General features: G+C 62.8%; 16 protein-coding genes and 1 pseudogene. 12 read left to right on the top strand and 5 right to left on the bottom strand.

What is annotated here, in order from left to right; translation table 11 throughout:
• The 10 genes from HDC32_RS31435 (at window position 1) to HDC32_RS31390 (ending at window position 12,494) form a co-directional block, all read left to right on the top strand.
• The gene (locus HDC32_RS31435) at window positions 1-912 is read left to right on the top strand and encodes a glycosyltransferase family 2 protein (protein ID WP_131700049.1); all 912 of its coding nucleotides are present in this window, start codon (window positions 1-3) and stop codon (window positions 910-912) included.
• A 29-nt stretch (window positions 913-941) separates the two neighbouring features.
• Window positions 942-1,718, top strand: a complete 777-nt coding sequence (locus HDC32_RS31430; RefSeq protein ID WP_131700050.1) for a polysaccharide biosynthesis/export family protein — start codon at window positions 942-944, stop codon at window positions 1,716-1,718.
• Between the two features lie 14 nt (window positions 1,719-1,732).
• Entirely contained in the window at window positions 1,733-3,724 is a 1,992-nt protein-coding gene (locus HDC32_RS31425; RefSeq protein WP_184746669.1) for an exopolysaccharide transport family protein, read from the top strand.
• Window positions 3,724-4,914 carry a glycosyltransferase gene (locus HDC32_RS31420; protein WP_167656624.1) on the top strand — a complete coding sequence of 397 codons (1,191 nt, stop codon included), beginning with the start codon at window positions 3,724-3,726 and terminating at the stop codon, window positions 4,912-4,914. Before HDC32_RS31425 ends, HDC32_RS31420 begins: the two co-directional genes overlap by 1 nt.
• Window positions 4,904-6,232 (top strand): beta-galactosidase, encoded by a 1,329-nt coding sequence (locus HDC32_RS31415; RefSeq protein WP_184746667.1) that lies wholly within the window; start codon window positions 4,904-4,906, stop codon window positions 6,230-6,232. Before HDC32_RS31420 ends, HDC32_RS31415 begins: the two co-directional genes overlap by 11 nt.
• Before the next feature lie 8 nt (window positions 6,233-6,240).
• Window positions 6,241-7,458: a glycosyltransferase family 4 protein gene (locus HDC32_RS31410; protein WP_184746665.1), complete on the top strand. Its 1,218-nt coding sequence runs from the start codon at window positions 6,241-6,243 to the stop codon at window positions 7,456-7,458.
• Entirely contained in the window at window positions 7,449-8,552 is a 1,104-nt protein-coding gene (locus tag HDC32_RS31405) for a glycosyltransferase family 1 protein (protein WP_184746663.1), read from the top strand. The genes HDC32_RS31410 and HDC32_RS31405 overlap by 10 nt, the downstream gene beginning before the upstream one ends.
• Window positions 8,553-8,554: 2 nt before the next feature.
• Window positions 8,555-9,982 carry an O-antigen ligase family protein gene (locus HDC32_RS31400; protein WP_184746661.1) on the top strand — a complete coding sequence of 476 codons (1,428 nt, stop codon included), beginning with the start codon at window positions 8,555-8,557 and terminating at the stop codon, window positions 9,980-9,982.
• Window positions 9,982-11,391, top strand: coding sequence for a lipid II flippase MurJ (locus tag HDC32_RS31395; protein ID WP_184746659.1), 1,410 nt, complete (start codon window positions 9,982-9,984; stop codon window positions 11,389-11,391). The genes HDC32_RS31400 and HDC32_RS31395 overlap by 1 nt, the downstream gene beginning before the upstream one ends.
• Window positions 11,392-11,459: 68 nt before the next feature.
• Complete coding sequence (locus HDC32_RS31390; protein ID WP_311771996.1) at window positions 11,460-12,494, top strand: acyltransferase family protein; 1,035 nt, start codon at window positions 11,460-11,462, stop codon at window positions 12,492-12,494.
• 36 nt (window positions 12,495-12,530) lie between these two features.
• On the opposite strand, the gene HDC32_RS31385 is transcribed toward HDC32_RS31390, so the two are convergent.
• The 3 genes from HDC32_RS31385 to HDC32_RS31375 form a co-directional block, all read right to left on the bottom strand.
• The gene (locus HDC32_RS31385; protein ID WP_131700059.1) at window positions 12,531-13,106 is read right to left on the bottom strand and encodes a DUF4174 domain-containing protein; all 576 of its coding nucleotides are present in this window, start codon (window positions 13,104-13,106) and stop codon (window positions 12,531-12,533) included.
• Between the two features lie 164 nt (window positions 13,107-13,270).
• Entirely contained in the window at window positions 13,271-13,903 is a 633-nt protein-coding gene (locus tag HDC32_RS31380) for a glutathione S-transferase family protein (protein WP_145337054.1), read from the bottom strand.
• A gap of 31 nt (window positions 13,904-13,934) precedes the next feature.
• The gene (locus HDC32_RS31375; RefSeq protein WP_145337053.1) at window positions 13,935-16,292 is read right to left on the bottom strand and encodes a DNA polymerase II; all 2,358 of its coding nucleotides are present in this window, start codon (window positions 16,290-16,292) and stop codon (window positions 13,935-13,937) included.
• Window positions 16,293-16,335: 43 nt separating this feature from the next.
• Between HDC32_RS31375 and HDC32_RS31370 the strand changes: the two are divergent.
• Window positions 16,336-16,661, top strand: a pseudogene (locus tag HDC32_RS31370) (TonB-dependent siderophore receptor); the annotation flags it as partial.
• 44 nt (window positions 16,662-16,705) lie between these two features.
• Here the strand turns inward: HDC32_RS31370 and HDC32_RS31365 are convergent.
• Window positions 16,706-17,173 carry an SRPBCC family protein gene (locus tag HDC32_RS31365; RefSeq protein WP_131700062.1) on the bottom strand — a complete coding sequence of 156 codons (468 nt, stop codon included), beginning with the start codon at window positions 17,171-17,173 and terminating at the stop codon, window positions 16,706-16,708.
• Window positions 17,174-17,272: 99 nt separating this feature from the next.
• On the opposite strand from HDC32_RS31365, the gene HDC32_RS31360 reads away from it, so the two are divergent.
• On the top strand, window positions 17,273-17,674 hold the full coding sequence (locus HDC32_RS31360; protein WP_184746657.1) for a GFA family protein: 402 nt from the start codon (window positions 17,273-17,275) through the stop codon (window positions 17,672-17,674).
• A 1-nt stretch (window position 17,675) separates the two neighbouring features.
• Here the strand turns inward: HDC32_RS31360 and mrdA are convergent, their stop codons facing one another.
• Window positions 17,676-19,568 (bottom strand): penicillin-binding protein 2, encoded by a 1,893-nt coding sequence (gene mrdA / locus HDC32_RS31355; RefSeq protein ID WP_184746655.1) that lies wholly within the window; start codon window positions 19,566-19,568, stop codon window positions 17,676-17,678.
• Window positions 19,569-19,869 lie beyond the last annotated feature (301 nt).

Raw genomic sequence — 19,869 nt, 5'->3', positions numbered from 1 at the left:
ATGCGCACTTCACTGATCATCCCCACCCGTAACGCCTCCAGCCACCTGGCACGCCTGCTGCCGGCGCTGAAGATGCAAACCCTGCAACCTGACGAAATGCTGGTGGTGGACAGCGCCTCCAGCGATGACACCGTGGCACGCTTTCGCGCGTTCGGTGCACGGGTCGAGGTGATCGACGCCCGTGACTTCAACCACGGCGGCACCCGGCGCTGGGCCAGCGAACAGGTGGGTGGCGACGCATTGATCGTGATGACCCAGGACGCCATCCCGGCGACGCCCGAGACCTTTGCCAACCTGCTCGATGAATTGCAGCAGGACCCGCTCAACGGCGTCGCCTACGGACGGCAATTGCCCCACCCCGACGCGGGCGTGCTGGGCGCGCAATCGCGGCACTTCAACTACCCGGAACACAGCCGCAGCAAAAGCCTGGCCGATGCACCGGAGCTTGGGATCAAGACCTGCTTCAGCTCCGACTCGTTTTCCGTGTACCGACGCAGCGTGCTGCAAGCAGTGGGTGGTTTCCCTGCCGACGTGATCGGCAGCGAAGACGCCTTTGTGGCCGCGCGCATGCTGCTCGAGGGCTACAAGGTGCGTTACGCCGCCACCGCGCTGGTGCATCACTCCCACGATTACAAACTCATGGACGAGTTTCACCGCTACTTCGACATTGGCGTGTTCTACGGCCGCGAGCCGTGGATCAAGCAAGCCTTTGGCGACGCGGGTGGCGAAGGCAAGCGCTATGTGCTGGCCGAACTCGCGGCCCTGCGCAAAGCCGGCGCCTTGCAACGCGTGCCCGAAGTGCTGGTGCGCAGTGCGTTCAAATGGCTCGGTTACCGCCTGGGCCATCTTGAGCGCCGCCTGCCCCTGGCCATCAAGCGGCGCATCAGCATGTTTCCCGGTTATTGGAGGTGAGCAGCATGACCCACAGGAAGTCCCCCTTGATGAAGCGAAGCGTGCTCGTCCTGGCCATACTGGCCCTGGCCGCCTGCAATACCCCGGCGCGCATCGAGCCACCGGACAGCAAGACCGTCGAGGACGGCAAGCGCGCCCTCGACCAATTGGCCCAACTGCCCCCGGCAGTGGAGCGCATTCGTATCGGCGACCAGTTGCGCATCGTCCGCGATGCTGGCGAGATGCCGACACTGTCGGCGTTCAATGTCAGCACTATCTATGAGCTGACGCTGTACACGGTGCAGACCGACGGCAAGATCAACTACCCGTTCCTGGGGCCGATCCAGGTTGCCGGACGCCAGCCATCGGAGCTGGCCACCCAACTGACCCACGAACTCGCGGCCACCTACCGCGAACCCCGGGTGACGGTGAACATCAACCAGGCGCCGGGCAACTCGGTGATCGTCGGCGGCGCGGTGAATAACCCGACGGCGGTGCAGATTGCCACGGCCAACACCCTGGAACAGGCGATTGTCGGCGCCGGCGGCGTCAGCCCGGCAGGCAACGCGAGCATGGTCGCGCTGCTGCGCGAAGATGCCCAGGGCGCCTATCGCGCCTACTTCCTGGACTTCAGCCAGCTCCTCAAGACCGGCGCCAACGGGCGCAAACCGGTGCACCTGCAACGCGGCGATGTGGTGTTCGTGCCCAAATCCAACGTGGGCGAGCGCATCCAGGGCGTGGATACCTACATGAACCAACTGATCCCGTTCACCAAGTCCATCGGGGTCGGCTACAACTACACGCGCACCAGCGGCGGCGGCAACTAAAGGAGCGACATCCCATGATCGAGATCCGTTCTTTTCGTGATCTGCTGCGCCTGTTCTTTATCTTCCGACACGAGTTCAAGCTGGCCGCCATGGCGGCGCTGGTGATCATCCTGCTGGGGGCCTTCCTGCTGCCGGCCAAGTACGAATCCACGGCACGCCTGCTGGTCAAGCCGGGGCGCGATTCGACGCTGCCCATCGAAATCAGCAACCGCCAGGCGCTGGTCATGCCCAGCACCCAGCGCGACCCAATTGTCGATGAGGAGCGCCTGCTGACCGGGCGCCCGATTGTGCGCGCAGTGGCCGAGCACTACCTGGAAGTGATCAACAACGCGCCACCGCCGGAAGGCTTCTGGAAGCGCACCAAGTTCGCCATCAAGCGTGGCGTGGGCGCGGTGTTCGATGGTATTCGCGTGGTGCTGGAAACCGTCGGCGTGATTGAAAAAACCACCCCGGTGGAACGCCTGGCCGCCGGCCTGGAAAAAAGCTTCGAGGTGAGTCATGCCCCCGGCTCCACGGTGATGGACATCACCTTCACCTGGGGCAACCCGCAGATTGCCCAGGCGGTGGTCAAGGATTGGGTCGAGACCTATATCAACGAACGCACCCAGGCCCTGGGGCGCAAAAGCCTGTATGCCTTCTATGAAGGGCAGGTATCGAACAGCGCCACTGAGATCAAGCGCTACAAGGAGCAGATCCTCACGCACCTGAACCAGATCGGCGCGGCGAGCATCACTGATCGCCTGGAAGACTTGTCCGAGCGCATCAACGTGCTGCGTGGCGAAACGTTCAATACCACGCGCCTGATCGCCTCCTCCGACAGCGCCATCCAGAGCACCCGCACCCAGCTCAAGAGCCAGCCCAAGGAAGTCACCACGGTGCGCCAGATCGCACTGAACCCTCAGCAGCAGGACTTGCGTCGCCTGCTGAACCAGAAGCTGCTGGAAAAGGCCGACATGATGCGCACCTACACGGACAACGCGCTGCCGGTCAAAGCCCTGGATGCGTCGATCCGTGCGATGCAGGCCCAGGTCGCCAATGAAAGCAACACCGTGCAAAGCTCGGAAAACCGTGCCCCCAACACCCTGGAAATCCACTTGCAGCGAGTGCTGCTGGATGAATCGAGCAACAACCTGGCGCTGCGTACCCAGCTGACTCAACAGCAAAAACAACTGGCCAACCTTGAAGCACAGCGCAAGCAGGCCCTGGAGATTGAACCGGAGCTGACCCGCCTTGCCCGCGAGCTGAGCGCCACCGAACGCAACTACGCGCTGTACGTGGACAACCTGGAAAAATCGCGCATCGACCGTGAACTGGATAACAGCCAGATCAGCAACATCGCGGTGATCGAAGAAGCCACCCTGAACCCCGGCCGCATCTTCCCGAAAACCCTGGTGATGCTGGTGCTGGCGCTCCCGTTTGCGCTCGTCGTCGGCCTGCTGGTGATCTACCTGTGCTACCTGCTCGACCAGCGCATCCACGATGGCGGCCTGGCAGAACGCAAGTTCGGCTTGCCGCTGTGGACCACCCTGCCGGAGCTGGACACCAGCACCGCCCAAGGCACCAACGCGTTCAATGCGAGCATCTACCGCCTGTACGGTTTGCTGCAGTTGGACCGCATCGCCGAACAGGGCCTGACCCTTGGCCTGACCTCGGCGCGCCATGGTGAGGGCGTGACCTTCGTGGTGGAACAACTGCGCCAGTTGCTGCAGGAAAACGGCATCACGGTGCGCGTCGGCGGGGTTGCACCTGCGGCGCCGGGTGAAGTGGTGCTGCTGGACGCATCGGCGCTGCTGGATAACCGCGATGCGTTTATCAACCTGCGTCGCGCCGACCTGATCGGGCTGGTGGTGGAAGCGCAGAAGAGCACGGTGCCGGTGGTGGAGCACGCGCTGTCGATCCTCAACACGGCGTTCGGCAAGGTGGACGGCATCATCATCAACCGGCGCAAATTCGAAGTGCCGGCCAAGGTGCTTAAAACCATCGCCAAGTACCGGGGGGCGTTCTGATGCGTGTCGCCCTGCTCGCCCCGCTGCCACCGGAGAAAAATGGCATCGCCGACTACGCGAATCATTTCCGCACGGCCCTGGAACAACTGGGGGTGACGGTGCTGACGCCGTTGGCCGGTGTGGCGGGCAATAGCGAGGCGATCAAGCAGGCCGTCGGTGGGTTCGACTGGCACAGCGTGGACCTGGTCCACGCCGAGTTGGGCGGCGGACGGCTGGGGGAGTTCCTGGCACTGCGCGAGTTGCGCAAGGCCTACCCGGCGCTGCCCTTGACCGCCACGGTGCATGATCCCGAACGCATCGTCTGGCGGCGTGAGCGCTTGCCGTTCCCGTTGAACCTGATGGAGCGCTTGCCCAGCCCGTTGCCACAGGCGGCGGTGGTGCTGGCCGATCCGCTGACCTTGCGTGAAGAGCGCCAGGTCGCCGCCGGTTTGACGCGCTTGATCACCCTCACCCGCCTGGGCGCCGAGTGCCTGAGCCAACGCATGCAACTGCCGGCGGGTAAAGTGGCGGTGATCCACCATGCTAACCTGGCGATTCCATCGGCGCCGTTACCGCGCCTGGATACGCTGCACCTGCTGTACTTCGGTTTTATCTACCGGGGCAAAGGCATCGAAGACCTGTTGCAGGCCCTGGCCGGCGTGTTCAAGCAAGCCCCCGAATTGCGTGGCCGTGTGCGCCTGACCCTGGCCGGTGGCACCGCTGCCGAAATGGCGTTTGGCGCGGGCGGCAATTATCTGGAACAGTTGAACACGCAGATCGCCGAACTCGGCCTGGCCGATGCCATCGACTGGCGGTTGAACCTGCCGGCTGAAGAGATTGCCCAGACCATCCAGGCCCACCATGTGATGGTGCTGCCCTATCGCGAATCGAAAAAGCTCGGCCTGCTCGGGCGCCAACGCGGGACCAGTGGCGCGCTGTCCTGGGCTGCCGCCTGCGGGCGCGGGGCGATCACGTCTGACGCTCGCGCGTTTGCCGAGGAAGTCGCCAGCGGCAATGGCGCCATCTACCCCGAAGGCGATGTGGCCGCGCTCAGCGCGCAACTGCTGCGCCTGGCACGCACGCCGCTGCTGGCCCGGGACTGGGCCGAACGCGCCGGCGAAATCGGCCGCGAGCGTTTGTGGCCGTTGACCGCGCAGACGTTCAAGACGCTGTTTGAACACGCCATCGAGGGCAGCCGCCATGGCGCGTAAACGCACTTACGTCGCCACCCTGGCCGTGGTCGCCGCCCTGGGCCTCACCGCGTTTTTGTGGGGGCGCCAGGCCGATGCCGAAAGCCATGTGCTCAAGGGCAACAAAACGCTGGTGTGGAAGGATTTCCTCGGGGTGAACGCGCAGTTCCTGTGGTTCGCCCCTGAGCGCTATCAAAAGCAGATCGACCGTCTCAAGGCGCTGGGCCTGGAGTGGGTACGCCTGGATTTGCATTGGGACCGACTGGAGCCGGTCGAAGGGCAGTACCAGGTTGCGACGCTGGATCAGTTGGTGGGCAAACTGCAGGACAACCAGCTCAAGTCCGTGTTCTACCTGGTCGGGTCGGCGCCGTTCGCCACCACGGCGCCGGTGGGCGCGCCCTATCAGGACCAGTACCCGCCGAAAGACCCGAACGTGTTCGCCAACCGCATGGCGCTGTTGGCCCAGCGCTACCCCAGTGTCGACGCCTGGCAGGTGTGGAACGAACCGAACCTGCTGGGCTTCTGGCGCCCGGTGGCCGACCCGGCCGGCTACGCCACGCTGCTGACCACCAGCTCCGCCGCGTTGCGCGCAATACACCCAAGCAAACCGGTGGTGGCCGCCGGCATGGCGTTCTTCAGCGAAATGCCCAACGGCCAGAACATGTTCGATGCCCTCGGCGCCTTGGGCGTAGCCAGCCTGAATACCGTCGTCTCGTACCACCCCTATACCCAATTGCCCGAAGGCAACGACCCGGCCAACCTGGACTTTATCGCCAGGACCACCGCCCTCAACCACGCCCTGCGCAGCGGCGGTGTGCAGGCCCTGTGGAGCACCGAATGGGGCTGGTCGACCTACACCGGTCCCAAAGACGCCCAGGACATCATCACCCCACAGGCCCAGGCCGATTACGTGGTGCGCCGCCTGGCGCTGATGAGTGCGCTGGATTACGACCGGATTTTCCTGTTTACCCTCAGCGACCTGGACCAGCGCGCCAGTGTGCGGGACCAGTCTTACGGTTTGCTCGACATCGACGCCAACCCCAAGCCGGTCTACACCGCGCTGAAAAACTTCCTCGATGTCAGCGGTCCGACGCTCACCCCCGGCGACCCGCCCGGCGCCGACCAGTTGCCCGACGGCCTGTTCAGCATCGGCTGGACCCGCGCCGACGGGCGCAAGCTATGGTTCTTCTGGTCGGCCGAGGGCGGCAAGGCACACTTGCCCGGCCTGGCCGGCGCCACGCTGTACGACCCGTTGCGCGGCACACAAACCCCGGTAACCGGTACCGACGGCCTGACCGTGCCGGTCAAAACGAACTTGCAAATCCTGTTATGGGACTGAGGCCTGCCATGCGCATTTTATGGATCCTGCCCTACTCGCCCTGGCCCGCCACCAGCGGCGGCAAGACGCGCCAGTTTCACCTGCTGCGCAGCCTGGCCGCGCGTGGGCATCGGATCACCTTGCTGTTGCATGACAAGCACCCGGTATCCCTCGCCGACCGCCAGGTACTGGAAGCAATTGTCGAACAGTTGATCATCCTGCCGCGCCGCCCGTTGCGCAGCCTCAAGACCCTGGTGGCGGGGCTGTTTGCCCCCTACCCGCTGCTGGCCAGTGTGAACGGCCTGTCGGGCGAGTTGCGGGACACCTTCAATGGCTTGCTGGGTGAACAGTGGGACGTGGTGCAGATCGAACACAGCTACAGTTTCCAGCCTTGCGAAGAGGCACTGGCGCGTAAGTCCCAGCCCTTTGTGCTGACCGAACACAATGTGGAGTCGGCCCTGGGCGCGGCCACCTACGACCGTTTGCCGCGTTGGTCGCTGCCGTTCATTCGCTACGATCAATGGCGCTATACCCGCTGGGAACGCCGGGTGATGCGCCAGGCCACGCAGGTGGTGGCGGTCACTCAAAGCGATGCCCACATCCTGGAAAAGATCGCCGGCAAACCCGTGCCAGTGGTGGTCAACGGCGTGGACTGCGATCACTTCGCTGCGGCCCATCCCGACCCCTCGACACGCCGCGTGCTGTTCCTCGGTAACTATGAATACGCGCCGAACGTGGACGCCATCGAATGGGCCCTGGATGAAATCCTGCCCAAGGTCTGGGCGCGCTGTGCGGAGGCGCGCATGAGCGTGTGCGGCTTCGGCATGCCCGACAGTTGGCGCGAGCGTTGGAAAGACCCGCGTATCGAATGGCTAGGCTTCGTGCCCAACCTGCTGGACCTGCAATCGAGCTGTTCGGTGTTCCTGGCGCCGTTGCGCCATGGCGGCGGCTCCAAGCTCAAGGTGCTCGAAGCCTTGGCCGCCGGCCTGCCACTGGCCAGCACCGAACAAGGCGTGTCGGGGCTGGACCTGGTGGAAGGCCTGGACTACCTCGGCGGGCAAAGCGCCGACGACTTGGCCGATGCCGTGGTGCGCCTGCTGCAATGTCCTGAGGCCGCTGCGGCCATGGGTGAGGCCGGCCGCGCCTATGTGCGCCGCGCCCATGACTGGAGCGTCGCCGCCAGCCAATTGGAACAGGTGTACGCCACCCTCGTGCCGCTGAGTCAGAGGGCGCCCGTATGCGTATAGGCCTGGATTACCGCACCGTCGGCACCTCGCCGCAATCGGGCATCAGTCGCCAGGTGTATGCGCTGGAGAGTGCGCTGTACACCTTGCCGGGCATCGAACTTGAGCGGTTTACCGTGGCGCCCCTGGGGGATGAGACCCGCTTGCAGGCCCATTGCCCGGCGTGGGGCTGTGCCAAGACCGCCATGCACCAGCCGCACCATCGCCTGCGTTTCGAAGCCGGCTTCCTGCCAAGCGCCTTGCGTGAGCAGCACATCGACCTGTACATCAGCACCTTCAATATGGGCCTGCCGCTGCCCCCCAAACCGACGGGGTTGCGCACGGTGGTGCTGCTGCATGACCTGTTCCAGATCACCCTGAACAACTACCACGCCAACCGCTTGAAGGCGCTGATCTACAAGACCAGCGATCGCCTGTCGATTGCCTACGCGGTGCACAGCGCCGACCGTGTGTGGACGCCGTCGCAGTACAGCGCAGATGAAACCGCGCGGCTGTTTCCCAAAGCGGCGGGCAAGATTCGCGTGCTGCCCAACCAGGTCGACGGATTTGCCGAGCTGGCGGCCGACCTGAGCAAGCGTCAGTTGCCCGAGCGCTATTGGCTGCTGGTCGGCACCCGAGAGCTGCGCAAGAACGTGCCGTTTCTGGTGGACGCCTGGCAGCAGGCGCGGCGCCAATCCCCCAGCGTGCCGGAGTTGGTGCTGGTCGGTAGCCTTGATCATTTGCCTGAAGCCCAGCGCACACTGCCGGGGATTCGCGCGCTGAGCGGCGTGTCGGACGCCGAGTTGCATGCGCTGTACCGTCAGGCATCACGCCTGTGGCAGCCGTCCTATGCCGAAGGCTTTGGCCTGCCGGTGATCGAGGCCCTGAGCGTCGGCACGCCGGTGGCGGTGGCCAGTGGTACTTCGCTGGATGAAATCACCCCGCCGTCGGCCCCGCGTTTTTCGCCCACCGATGGCCCGGCGCTGGTGCAATTGATGGTCAGCCTGAGCGTGGGGCCGGATGAAGAGTCCGCCGAGCAACGGCGCCTGTGGGCGCAACGTTTCAACCATCACGCTTATCGCCAGCGCCTGGCTGAACTGATCGAGGAACTCCAGTGAGAGTGAACCTGGCAAGCCTCGTCGCGATCCTCTTCGGCCTGCTGTTTGGCGCGCTCGCCCTGCTGCTGTCGCCGGCCAAGGCGTTCCTCGCCGTGATCGGCCTGGCCGGGGCGGTGACCATCCTGCGCTTCCCGTTGTGGGGCCTGTTGCTGTTCGCCATGATCGCCACATTCATGCCCTACTCGACCATCAACCTGGGGATCCGCAGTACGGTAAGCGAGGCGATCCTGGCCCTGACCTGGGGCGCGGTGCTGTGGCACCACTTCCTGGCCCGCCTGCCCGATACGCCAAGCCTGACCCGCCGTCCCACCGACCAGATGCTGCTGTGGCTGATGCTGTTCAGCGTGTTCCCGTTCATCGTCGGCCAAGTCACCATCCACGCCGACAGCAGCGGCGTGGCCAACTGGCTGCGCTGGTTGCTGAGCCTGTCGGCGGTGTTCCTCTGCGCCAGATTACTGGTGGACCGCAAGCAGCGCGAATCCTTGGTGATCGCCCTGTTGCTGGGCAGCCTGGCGATGCTGGTGATCTCGATTGCGGTGTTCGTGCGCACGCGCTCCGGGGCCGGCATTGCGCCGATTCTGGCGTTGTTCAACTACGGCAACTTCGACATGTTGAAATTCGGCCTGGAGGCCATGTCTTCGCGCATGGGTTCGCCGTGGATGCACCCGAATGCCATCGGCGGGATCATGGCATTGCTGCTGCCCCTGGCCTTCTGCTTCGGCATAACCGAGCAAGGCTGGAAGCGCGCACTGGGCCTGGGCGTCGCCTGCCTGGGCGCGGCCGCGTTGCTGTTGGCCAGCAGCCGCGGCGCGATGGTCAGCCTGGCGTTGGTGCTGCTGTGGATGGCCACGCGCCGCGTGCCCTACACCGGGCGCCTGTTGATGATCGGCGCGGCGTTGACGGTGGCGCTGGTGATGGCCTACCCACCGTTGCAGGAACGCCTGGCGACGATTTTCTCGTCGGACAACGCCAGTACCGAAGTACGGTTCGACGAGTACCGCATGTTCCCGCAGGCGGTGGTGTCTTATCCATTTGGCATCGGCTTCAAGGTTGACCCGCCGGTGCCCGGCACCGACCTGCTGGGTATCTCCAACCTGTGGCTGAACTACATCTACAAGACCGGCATCGTCGGCATGCTGTTCTTTGTGGCGGTGACTGTGCGCTGGTGGCGTGAAGCGCGTCCGGAAAAAGGCCCGATCCGCCTGACCAAGGATAATGCCCTGTGGCTGGGCACCACCGGCGGGATTCTGTCGGCGCTGGTCAGCGGCCTGTTCGACCACTACTTCAGCTTTGCGGTGGTGATGGTGGCGTTGTTCTGGCTGATGGTGGGCATCAATGTGCTGGAGGCGCGGCGGTTGTTTCCGGCGCGGCTGCCGCAGGTGAAGTCCGTGGCCTACCGCAACCCCCTGCTTGATGGGGCACGTCCCTGATGCTCGGCTCTGCCGCCTGGCTGACCCTGGCGACCCTGTTGGGCCTGTGCCTGGGGTTTGCCCGCGAATGGTTGCTGGTGGCGGCCTGGGGCGCCGGAGAGCGCAGTGACGCCTTCCTGATCGCGCTGTTTTTGCCGGAAGCGCTGCGCATGTCATTGGCTGGCGGTGTGCTGAGCGCCGCCGCGCTGCCGCTGTACCTGCAGCGCAAGGACGACGAGCGCCTGAACTGGCTGGCGGTGTTGTTCCCGGCGTTGCTGCTGATCGCGCTGGTCACCAGCCTGCTGCTGACGCTGTTGGCACCGTGGCTGGTGCAAGTGCTCGGCCCGGGGTTGGCCGACACCGCCACGGCATTGGCCAGCCGTAACCTGCAGATCGTCGCCTGGTGTGTGCCGGGCTTGATGCTGCATGCACTGTTCAGCATTCCCTTGCAGGCCAGCGAACGTTTTGTCCTCGCGGGGCTGGGCTCGTTGCTGTTCAACCTGCCGCCGGTGACGTACCTCGCCCTCGCGGGCACCGCCAGCCAACCGCACTCGCTGGCCCTGGCCTGCCTGGCCGGCAGCCTGTTGATGCCGCTGGCGCTGTTGCCCTCGGTGTGGCGCCAAGGCTGGCGGCCATGGCGCTGGCAACTGACCTTCGCGCCCTTGCGTGAGCTGGGCCAACGCATCGGCCCGCTGTTGTTGAGCAATGGCGCCAGCCAAGGGTTGGCGCTGATCGAGCGGCTGGTGGCGTCGCTGCTGGGCGAAGGCGCGGTGACCTGGGTCAACCTGGCGCGCAAGCTGATGAACCTGCCGCTGATTGCGCTGATGAGCCTCAACCAGGTGCTGCTGGGCATGATGAGCCGCCGCCAGGGAGATGAGCGCCTGGCCCTGCTCAAGCGCGGCGCGGAAACCGCCAGCGTGCTGACCTTGCCCGCCGGCGTCGGCCTGGTGGCTGCAGCCCCGAGCCTGGTGGCATTGCTGCTGCCCAAGCAATCGATGGATTCGCCGTTGCCGCTGCTGCTGGCCTGGTTTGCCGTGCCGTTGGTATTCGGCGCCTGGAACGCCTTGCTCGCACGCTATGCCTACGCCGCCGGCGATACGCGCCAGCCGCTGCGCTGCGAGTTGCTCGGAAGCCTGGTCAACGTGTTGCTGTTGGCCGCCCTGCCCTTTGTGTTCGGCCTGGCCGGTATCCCCTTGGCCGCACTGGCCGGCGTGATCTGCACCGCACTGCTGCTGATGCAGCGCCAGGCCTTGCTCGGCGCATTGCCCTGGGCCCGGCACTGGCTGCTCAGTGCGCTGCTGATGGGGCTGGCGGCTCTGGTGCTGTTTGGTATTGAGGGCGTGTGGCGGCAACTGGGGCTGAGCACCCTGGCGGGCACCATGGTGTTGCTCGGGATGGGGCTGTGGCTCAAGCCGTGGCGCAAGGCATGACGCTTATTGTAGGCGCTGGCTTGCCAGCGCCTAAAGGGGCGGTGGAGTTTATAGAGGGGAGTCATCAGGTGAAGAATCGCTGGATTCAAATGGATATCGCCAAAGGCATCGGCATCCTGGTGATCGTGTATGCCCACAGTTGGTTTGTCGCCACGTCCCCGGACTTGATGTACCCGATCCTGGCGTCGTTCGTGCTGCCGTTGTTCTTCTTTTTGTCGGGGGTGTTTTTCAAGCCTGAACAGCCGTTTGTCGAGATGGCGGTGCGCAAGGCGGATGGCCTGCTCAAGCCGTTTTTCTTCACCCTGCTGGTGTACGTAATTGTGCGCGATGTGCTGCGCGGCCAACCGCTGCTACCGGACATTGGCGGCGTGCTGTACGCCTCGGTGGACACCATCCCGTGGCAGGCGCTGTGGTTTTTGCCGCACTTCTGGGTGGCGATCCTGTTCAGTTGGGCGGTACTGCGGCTGATCCAACGCCTGCCGCTGGCGGTGAGTTGCGCGGTGATGCTGGTGCCGCTGCTGATCGGCATCTGGATGCTGCCATTCTTCTGGCAATTGCCGGTGACCTTCGGCGGGCAAACCTGGGTGCTGCCCGGCTTGCCGTTCAGCCTGGACATCACCCTGATCAGCAGCGCGTGTTTCGTCTACGGCTACCTGCTGCGGGACTGGTTGCGTACCCATGCGGGGTCACTGCTGACGCTGTTGGTTTCGGTGGTGCTGTTCGCGGCAGTGTTCATTTACAGCCACGACACCATGGACCTGGCACAGCGTCGCTACGACCACTGGCTGTGGACCAGCCTGCTGGCGGTGATTGGGGTGTACCTGTGCTGGGCGTTGGCGCGGGTGCTGATGGCCTCGACGTTGATCACCCGGGCCATGACCTACATCGGCCAGTCGACCCTGATCCTGCTGATCTTCCACGGGGAGATCCAGCACAAGACGTTTGATTTGATGGAGCGTCTTGGGCTGCATGCGTTTGTCGCGGCATGTATTGGGTTTGTGGTGGCGGTGGCGGTGCCGTTGTTGATCGGGGAAGTGATCAAGCGAGTGGCGTTCCTGCGTTTTTTCTACTTTCCGTTTCCGGTGCGCAAGGCTGCCAAATAACGGTAGGAGCGAGGTTGCTCCTACCGTTATTTGGGTTCAGTCATCCAGTTGTTGTGCAGCGGGCTTGCCGGCATGTTTCGCAGGCTTGGCGCCCTTGGCCGGAGCCGGTGCAACGGGTTCTGGTTCCGGGGCGGCGACGGTTTCTTTCTCGGCCATCGGCATCTGGTCGATGGCACTGAAAAACTCCTTCAAATCGAGGGTATCCGGCGGTACGGTTTTCTCGACTTTCTTCTCGCCATCCTTGCCCACCAGGATCACTTTGGTGCCGCTGCCGGCACCCAGTTTGAGGGCGCGAATCAGCGCGTTGGTTTCAGGCGGCGTGAGCTTCTTGTTGTCTTTGGGGTCTTTGGCGAACTTCTCACCTTCGGCACCGATGCTGCCGAACTTCACGGTGTAGAACACCATGCTGCGCTCTTCAAAGGACTGCTTGGTGGCAGGCTCGTCCAGTTGTTTCTTGAGGGTCGCCAGTGTGTCGTTGCCGGAATCAAGCTCCACCACCACCAGTGGCCGGGCTTTGCCCAGGTCCTGCTTAAGCGGGTTGATATCATCAGCAGCCAACAGCGGCCCCGTAAAAGCCATCAAGGTAGCCAGGGTCAGCGACCGGATGAGCATGCGCACCTCCTTTGAATTCCATGCAGGGTTCTTGAGTTTCATGTCTGCGACAGTCAAATTCAAGGATGATTCCTACACCGCGTTCAGAAAGCGTAGGTCAGGACGCCCGCTACGCAAGGGGTTGGAGGAGACATCCGGCATTGTTTCCTTTGATTGCGGAAACATTACGAGACCTTCCAGTCCGGCCAATGCCGGGCAAACACAGGCGCCACGATAGGGTCGACATCCACTTGCGCGAGAGTCTGGGCAAAGCCAGGCGCCAGGGCGCTCAACGCTTCCCGTGCCTGATCCCAGCGCGACACCGCCGCCGCCATGATGCCCAGCGCATTCGGCTCGCCGTTGGGCGCAAACAACTGGCCGGCAAACTGTTCGGCAAACACCACCCAGGCCTGATGCAGATAGCGGCGCGTGCCCGCGACCAATTGCGCCTGCACCGCTTCATCGGCGTTGCCCAGCCAGCGTTGCGGGTAGTCGATGATGCCGATGGCCGAATAACAATTGGCCGCGATGTACACCAGGCCCCGGATGATCTGGGCACGGTCGCCGCCCAGCAGATGCGCGCCGGGAAACGCCAGGCCGAGGTGGATCAGGATGGCCGCGCTTTCGGTCAGCACCTGGCCATCAGGGGTGACCAGGGTGGGCACCTGTTTGAGCGGGTTGATACGGGCGAGCTCGTCGCTGCCCTCGCCGTCGGCCCAGGAGGCAGCGTCCACCCGTCGCCACGGCACCGCGCACCGCTGCAGGGCGATTTCGATCATGCAGGAGCCGGACTCGTCGATGCCAAAGAGCGTATACATTGCCTTTCCTCCATTGGATGAATCAAGGATTTTAGAAAAGACCCATTTGCCCGCCGACCAGGGTGCTGAAATCGTCATTCACGAATGGCAGGATGGCATCCGCGACCGGTTGCAATTGCCGGGTGACGTAGTGGTCGTAATCAATCGGCGCCTGGCGTACTTCCAGCGGTTCGGGGCCGTTGACGCTGATCACGTAGCGGATCCAGCCGCCGCGCTGGTATTGGCGCGGGCGCCCCAGGCGGTCGTTGTATTCATCAGCGAGGCGCGCCGCGCGTACATGGGGCGGCACGTTGCGCTCGTAGTCGTCCAATTGGCGTCGCAGGCGCTTGCGGTAGATCAGCAGTTCATCGAACTCGCCGCTCAAGGTGCGGCGCACGTAGTCGCGTATGTAGTCCTGATGGGGCTGGCGGTGGAAGATGCGCTGGTAGAGTTCCTGCTGGAACCGGCGGGCCAGGGGCGACCAGTCGCTGCGCACGGTCTCCAGGCCCTTGTAGATCATCTCTTCGCTGCCGTCGGCACGGGTGACCAGGCCGGCGTAGCGTTTTTTGCTGCCCTCCTCCGCGCCGCGAATGGTCGGCATCAGGAAGCGGCTGAAGTGGGTTTCGTATTGCAGCTCCAGGGCGCTTTGCAGGCCGAACGTGCTGTGCAGGTGCTCACGCCACCACGCGTTGACGTGTTTGACCAGCGCCTGGCCGATACGGCTGGCGTCTTCCTGGGAATGCGCACTGCCGAGCCACACGAAGGTGGAGTCGGTGTCGCCGTAGATCACCTCATAACCCTGGGCTTCAACCAGTTCGCGGGTCTGGCGCATGATCTGGTGGCCGCGCATCGTGATCGAGGAAGCCAGCCGTGTATCGAAGAAGCGGCAACCGCTGGAACCGAGCACGCCGTAGAAGGCGTTCATGATGATTTTCAGCGCCTGGGACAGTGGCGCGTTGTGCTCCCGCTTGGCCTCTTCACGGCCTTCGGAGACGCGCGCGACGATGGAGGGCAGGCAGTGCCGGGTGCGAGAAAAACGTGCGCCGCGAAAGCCTTCTACTGAGTCGCTGTCGTCGGGGTGCTTGAGGCCTTCGATCAGGCCCACCGGGTCGATCAGGAAGCTGCGGATGATCGACGGGTAGAGGCTTTTGTAATCGAGTACCAGCACCGACTCGTAGAGGCCGGGGCGCGAGTCCATGACAAACCCGCCGGGGCTGGCCTGGGGCGGTTTGTCGCCCAGGTTTGGCGCAACGAAGCCCTGGCGGTGCATAAGCGGCATGTACAGGTGGGTAAACGCCGCCACCGAGCCGCCGTTGCGGTCGGCCGGCAACCCGGTGACGCTGGCGCGTTCGAGCAGGAACTTGAGCAGTTCGGTCTTCTCGAAAATCCGCGTGACCAGCTCGCAATCCTTGAGGTTGTAGCGCGCCAGGGCAGGCTTGTCCTCGGCGAACATGCGGTTGATTTCGTCCATGCGTTGATACGGGGTGGAGATGTCCTTGCCCTCACCGAGCAGGGTTTGCGCGACGTTTTCCAGGCTGAAGGATTCGAAGCTCCAAGTGGCCGAACGCAAGGCCTCGATACCGTCGATAATCAGGCGCCCCGCGGCCGCGGCGAAGTAATGGTTGCGGCTGCCGTGCTCGCGCCAGGCCATGGGCTCATCGCCGCGGCCGAGCATCAGCGGCACATTGAGGCGCTGGGCATGTTCATGCAGGACGCGCAGGTCGAACTGCACCACATTCCAGCCGATGATTGCATCGGGGTCATGGGTGGCGAGCCATTGGTTAAGGCATTCGAGGAGTTGGGCGCGGGTGTCGCAGTAGTCGAGCTTGAAATCCACCGCGCCAGTCTTGTTCGGCGGGCCGAGCATGTACACCTGGCGTTCGCCGCAGCCTTCGAGGGCGATGGAATAGAGGTCGCCCTGGGCGGTGGTCTCGATATCCAGGGACACCAGCTTGAGCGGCGGGCGGTAGTCGGGCGCGGGCTTCATCTGCGCATCGCACAGGGCACCACTGGCATCGGGTGTACCGCCGAACCAGACCGGAGCGGTGATGAAACGCTCCATCATGTAGCGTTCGGGCGGGCGCACATCGGCTTCGTAGACGTCGACACCGGCGGCGCGCAGGCGTTTTTCTACGTCCATCAACTGGCGATGCTGGCGAGTGTAGAGGCCCAGAACCGGACGGTGATGGAAATCGCAGAGTTGCAGCGGGCGCAATTCGATATCGCGCTCGCCCTTGAGCAACCAATCCAGCGGCTTGCGATGGGCCTCGGGAATGAACATCACCGAGGTCTGCACGGGTAGGCGGATAAACCGTGGGCCGTGGTCTGTGGCCAACCAGAAACTGACCTCCGTGCCCGCCAGGGTATCGCGCCAATGCCGGGTCAGGACAAAACCCTGCTGTAAATCCACCGTACCGCACCTCAGGAATAGCTTTCAGGCGTTGATTCTACTCGGCATCCGCGCCATCGGTGTACGTTCCTTCCGGCTCAACGCCAGCGTGGACTGGGATGTACCCGTCCTGCAAGGCGTGACCCTCAACGGGCGCATGCTGCGCACCGGTGGCCAGTACGCGGTGCGGCCAACAACCTGAGCCTGCCGGCCTGGAGCCGCTTCGATAGAGGCGCGCGCGATACGTTCACGCTGGACCAGCGTGATGTGACACTCGGGGCCACTGTGGAAAACGTCGCCAACGAAAAATACTGGGAATCGGCTCAGGGCGGGGTCCTGAGCCAAGGCGATCCTCGCGCAGCCAAGTTGTCGGCGACGGTGGACTTCTAACGGCGGCGAAAGCGGGCAACAGTGGATGATGCCCGCTAACCGGCTCACGCCCTACGTGCTTTGCTCAAATAGTTTTCGATATTGCCCATCTGCTCGTCCCAGCCACGGGAATTCATCTTGAAGGCCTTTTGCCGACGAGCCTCCGGTACCGCGTCGAAACCGGATTCCACCACCCGTAGCAAAATGCCCGGCGCCCGATCCTCAATGGTGAATTCCACCAGTGTCGGTGTTTCCTTGTCGTAGTCGACGCCCTCCTCCACTGCGAAGGGGTGCCACCAGAAAGAGAACAGCGTCTGCGGCAGGATGCGTTCGATTCTGGCTTTCCAGATCACATGTTCGTAACCTGGGTAGGTAATCGGCGCCTCTATGGTTTCCCCTGCCACAAAGGCTTTGCCCTTAAGGGCGATGCCAAACCAATTACCAAATTGCTCGGCATTGGTGAGCGCTTCCCAGACCTGTTTACGTGAAGCGTTCAGCAGAACTTTTCGCTCGATGCGATCTAATACGTGCATAAGTCACCTCCTCCGTTGACAGTAGGCGACATCAAACAATGCGCAACCTCAGGTTGTAAGCAATCATGATGACCCCGTCCTTGAACCGGCAATACGTTTATGACTGACCCATTGAATGGAAGTTGCTTCTGCACAGGTGTTCGCTATCAAGTGGACCAGCTGGACATGCCGATCAGCCACTGCCACTGCTCGAGCTGCCGCAAAATACATGCGGCGCCGTTTGTCGCCACCGCTGGAGTAATGCGCGAACATTTTCGCTGGACGCGAGGGGAGGAACTATTGGCGTCCTTTGAATCTTCGCCGGGCAAGCTCAGGCATTTCTGCTCGCGCTGTGGCTCACATCTGATAGCGGAACGTGGGCATCAACCCCATGTGATCGTGCGGGTGGCGACGCTGGACGATGATCCGGGCGTCAGGCCCACCTCGCACATCTGGACGGCCCATGATGTGCCCTGGCTTGCCCATGAAGGCATAGAGCAATGGGACGAGTGGAAGGCATGACTTAGACGTGCGGGTCACCTGGCGCTTTTGCCGGCGTCGCATATTGCGGCTTCAGGTGACCTTCCTGGTCAAGTAACCAGGCATCCATGATTTGCCGCACCACCGGACCCGCGACGCGGCCACCGGCCTCACCGTTTTCGATCATCACCGAAATAACGATTTTCGGGTGTTCGGCCGGGGCGAAGCCAACGAACAACGCGTTGTCACGGTGGCGCTCCAGGGTCTTCTCGCGGTTATAACGCTCGCCTTGCTTGATCGCAACCACTTGCGCGGTACCGCTCTTGCCGGCAATGCGATATTGCGCCCCTTGTGCGGCGGCCCGGGCGATACCTCGTGGGTCGTGCATCACCAGTTGCATGCCGTGGTTGACCTGCTCCCAATCACGCGGATCCTTGAGGACGACGTTGGGCATCGGGTTCTCGTCCACCGGCGGCTCGCCATTGATAGTCTTGGCCAGGTGCGGTCGATTCCACACGCCCTTGTTGGCGATCAACGCCGTGGCCTGGGCCAATTGCAGCGGTGTGACTTGCATGTAACCCTGGCCAATGCCGAGGATCACGGTTTCTCCTGGGAACCAGGGTTGGCGCCGTGTGGCGCGCTTCCAAGCCTGGGATGGCATCAAGCCAGCGGACTCTTCGAACATGTCCAGGGAGACTTTCTGGCCCAGGCCGAACTCGGCCAAGTAGTCGTGCAGGCGGTCAATGCCGAGCTTGTGAGCAAGGTCGTAAAAGTAAGTGTCATTGGAACGCATAATGGCAGCGTCCATGTCTACCCAGCCGTCGCCGCTGTGGTTCCAATTGCGGTATTTGTGGTCAAAGTCAGGGAGCTGGTAGTAACCAGGGTCGAACACACGTGTCTGTGCGGTGACGACTCCGCTGTCGAGGCCGGCGATAGCCACTTCCGGCTTGATGGTCGAACCCGGCGCGTAGAGCCCCCGCAATACGCGGTTGAACAGCGGCCGGTCGATGGAGTCGTGCAACGCGGCATATTCCTTGAAACTGATGCCGGTGACGAACAGGTTCGGGTCAAAACTCGGCTTGCTGACCATGGCCAGCACTTCGCCGGTTTGCGGATCAAGGGCAACCACCGAACCACGGCGATCGCCCAAGGCCTCTTCCGCAGCTTCCTGGAGCTTCACGTCGAGGCTCAGGACGATATTTTTGCCGGGGATAGGGTCGGTGTGCTTGAGCACACGCAGTACGCGGCCCTGGGCATTGGTCTCGACCTCTTCGTAGCCGACATGACCATGCAGTTCGGATTCGTAGAAACGCTCGATACCGGTTTTGCCGATGGACTGTGTGCCACGGTATTCCACCGAATCAAGGGCTTTGGATTCTTTCTCATTGATCCGTCCCACATAGCCGATGGAGTGGGCAAAGTGCGCACCCAGCGGGTAGTGACGGACGAATTGCGGTTCTACGTCTACCCCTGGCAGGCGGAACTCATTCACCGCCAGCAATGCAATTTGCTCTTCGGTCAACTCGTAAAACAACGTCACAGGAACGAACGGGTGGCGTGCCTGCTTCAGGGCCTTGTCGAACAGCGCACGGTCTTCGACAGGCAGGTGCAGCAAGTTGACGATAGCGTCGAGTTCACCCTTGAGGTCGGTGGTGCGCTCGCGAGTGATGGTCAGATTGTAGCTGGGTCGGTTATCAGCCAGCACCACGCCATTACGGTCATAGATAAGGCCGCGCGTCGGAGTGATGGGCAGCACGTGGACGCGGTTGTTCTCAGAAATCGTGGAATGGTAGTCGAACTGTACGACTTGAAGGAAATACATACGCCCCACCAGGGCACACGTAATGCCTATCACCAACAACGCACAAGCGAGCAGGCGCTTGTTGACTAGGCGGTTCTCTTTTTCGTGATCTTTAATCGGTATCGGTGCGGGCATTTCTACAGCATCTCGTTGAAGAAGGTCGACGCCGCGTCCTGCGATGAAAGATCAGTCCTTGAGAAATGTGCTGCACCATACCAAAAATGCAGAAACACTTTGCATTGAATTCCCCAACGGCACTCTGAAGTGAGTTCCATCTCGACGGGTACGGTGATACGGCAGCCGCCCTTGAGGATATTCAACAGCTCACTCGGCTAGGCGTGCGCACTTTTCGACCGCGCAAAACAAAACCCCATCTGCTTTCGCAAATGGGGTTTCGGAATTTAATCTTGACGATGACCTACTCTCACATGGGGAA

The sequence above is a fragment of the Pseudomonas sp. JAI120 genome (assembly GCF_014207255.1).
In the GTDB taxonomy this organism is placed as follows: domain Bacteria; phylum Pseudomonadota; class Gammaproteobacteria; order Pseudomonadales; family Pseudomonadaceae; genus Aquipseudomonas.
This window is presented reverse-complemented; position numbering and strand designations above follow the sequence as displayed.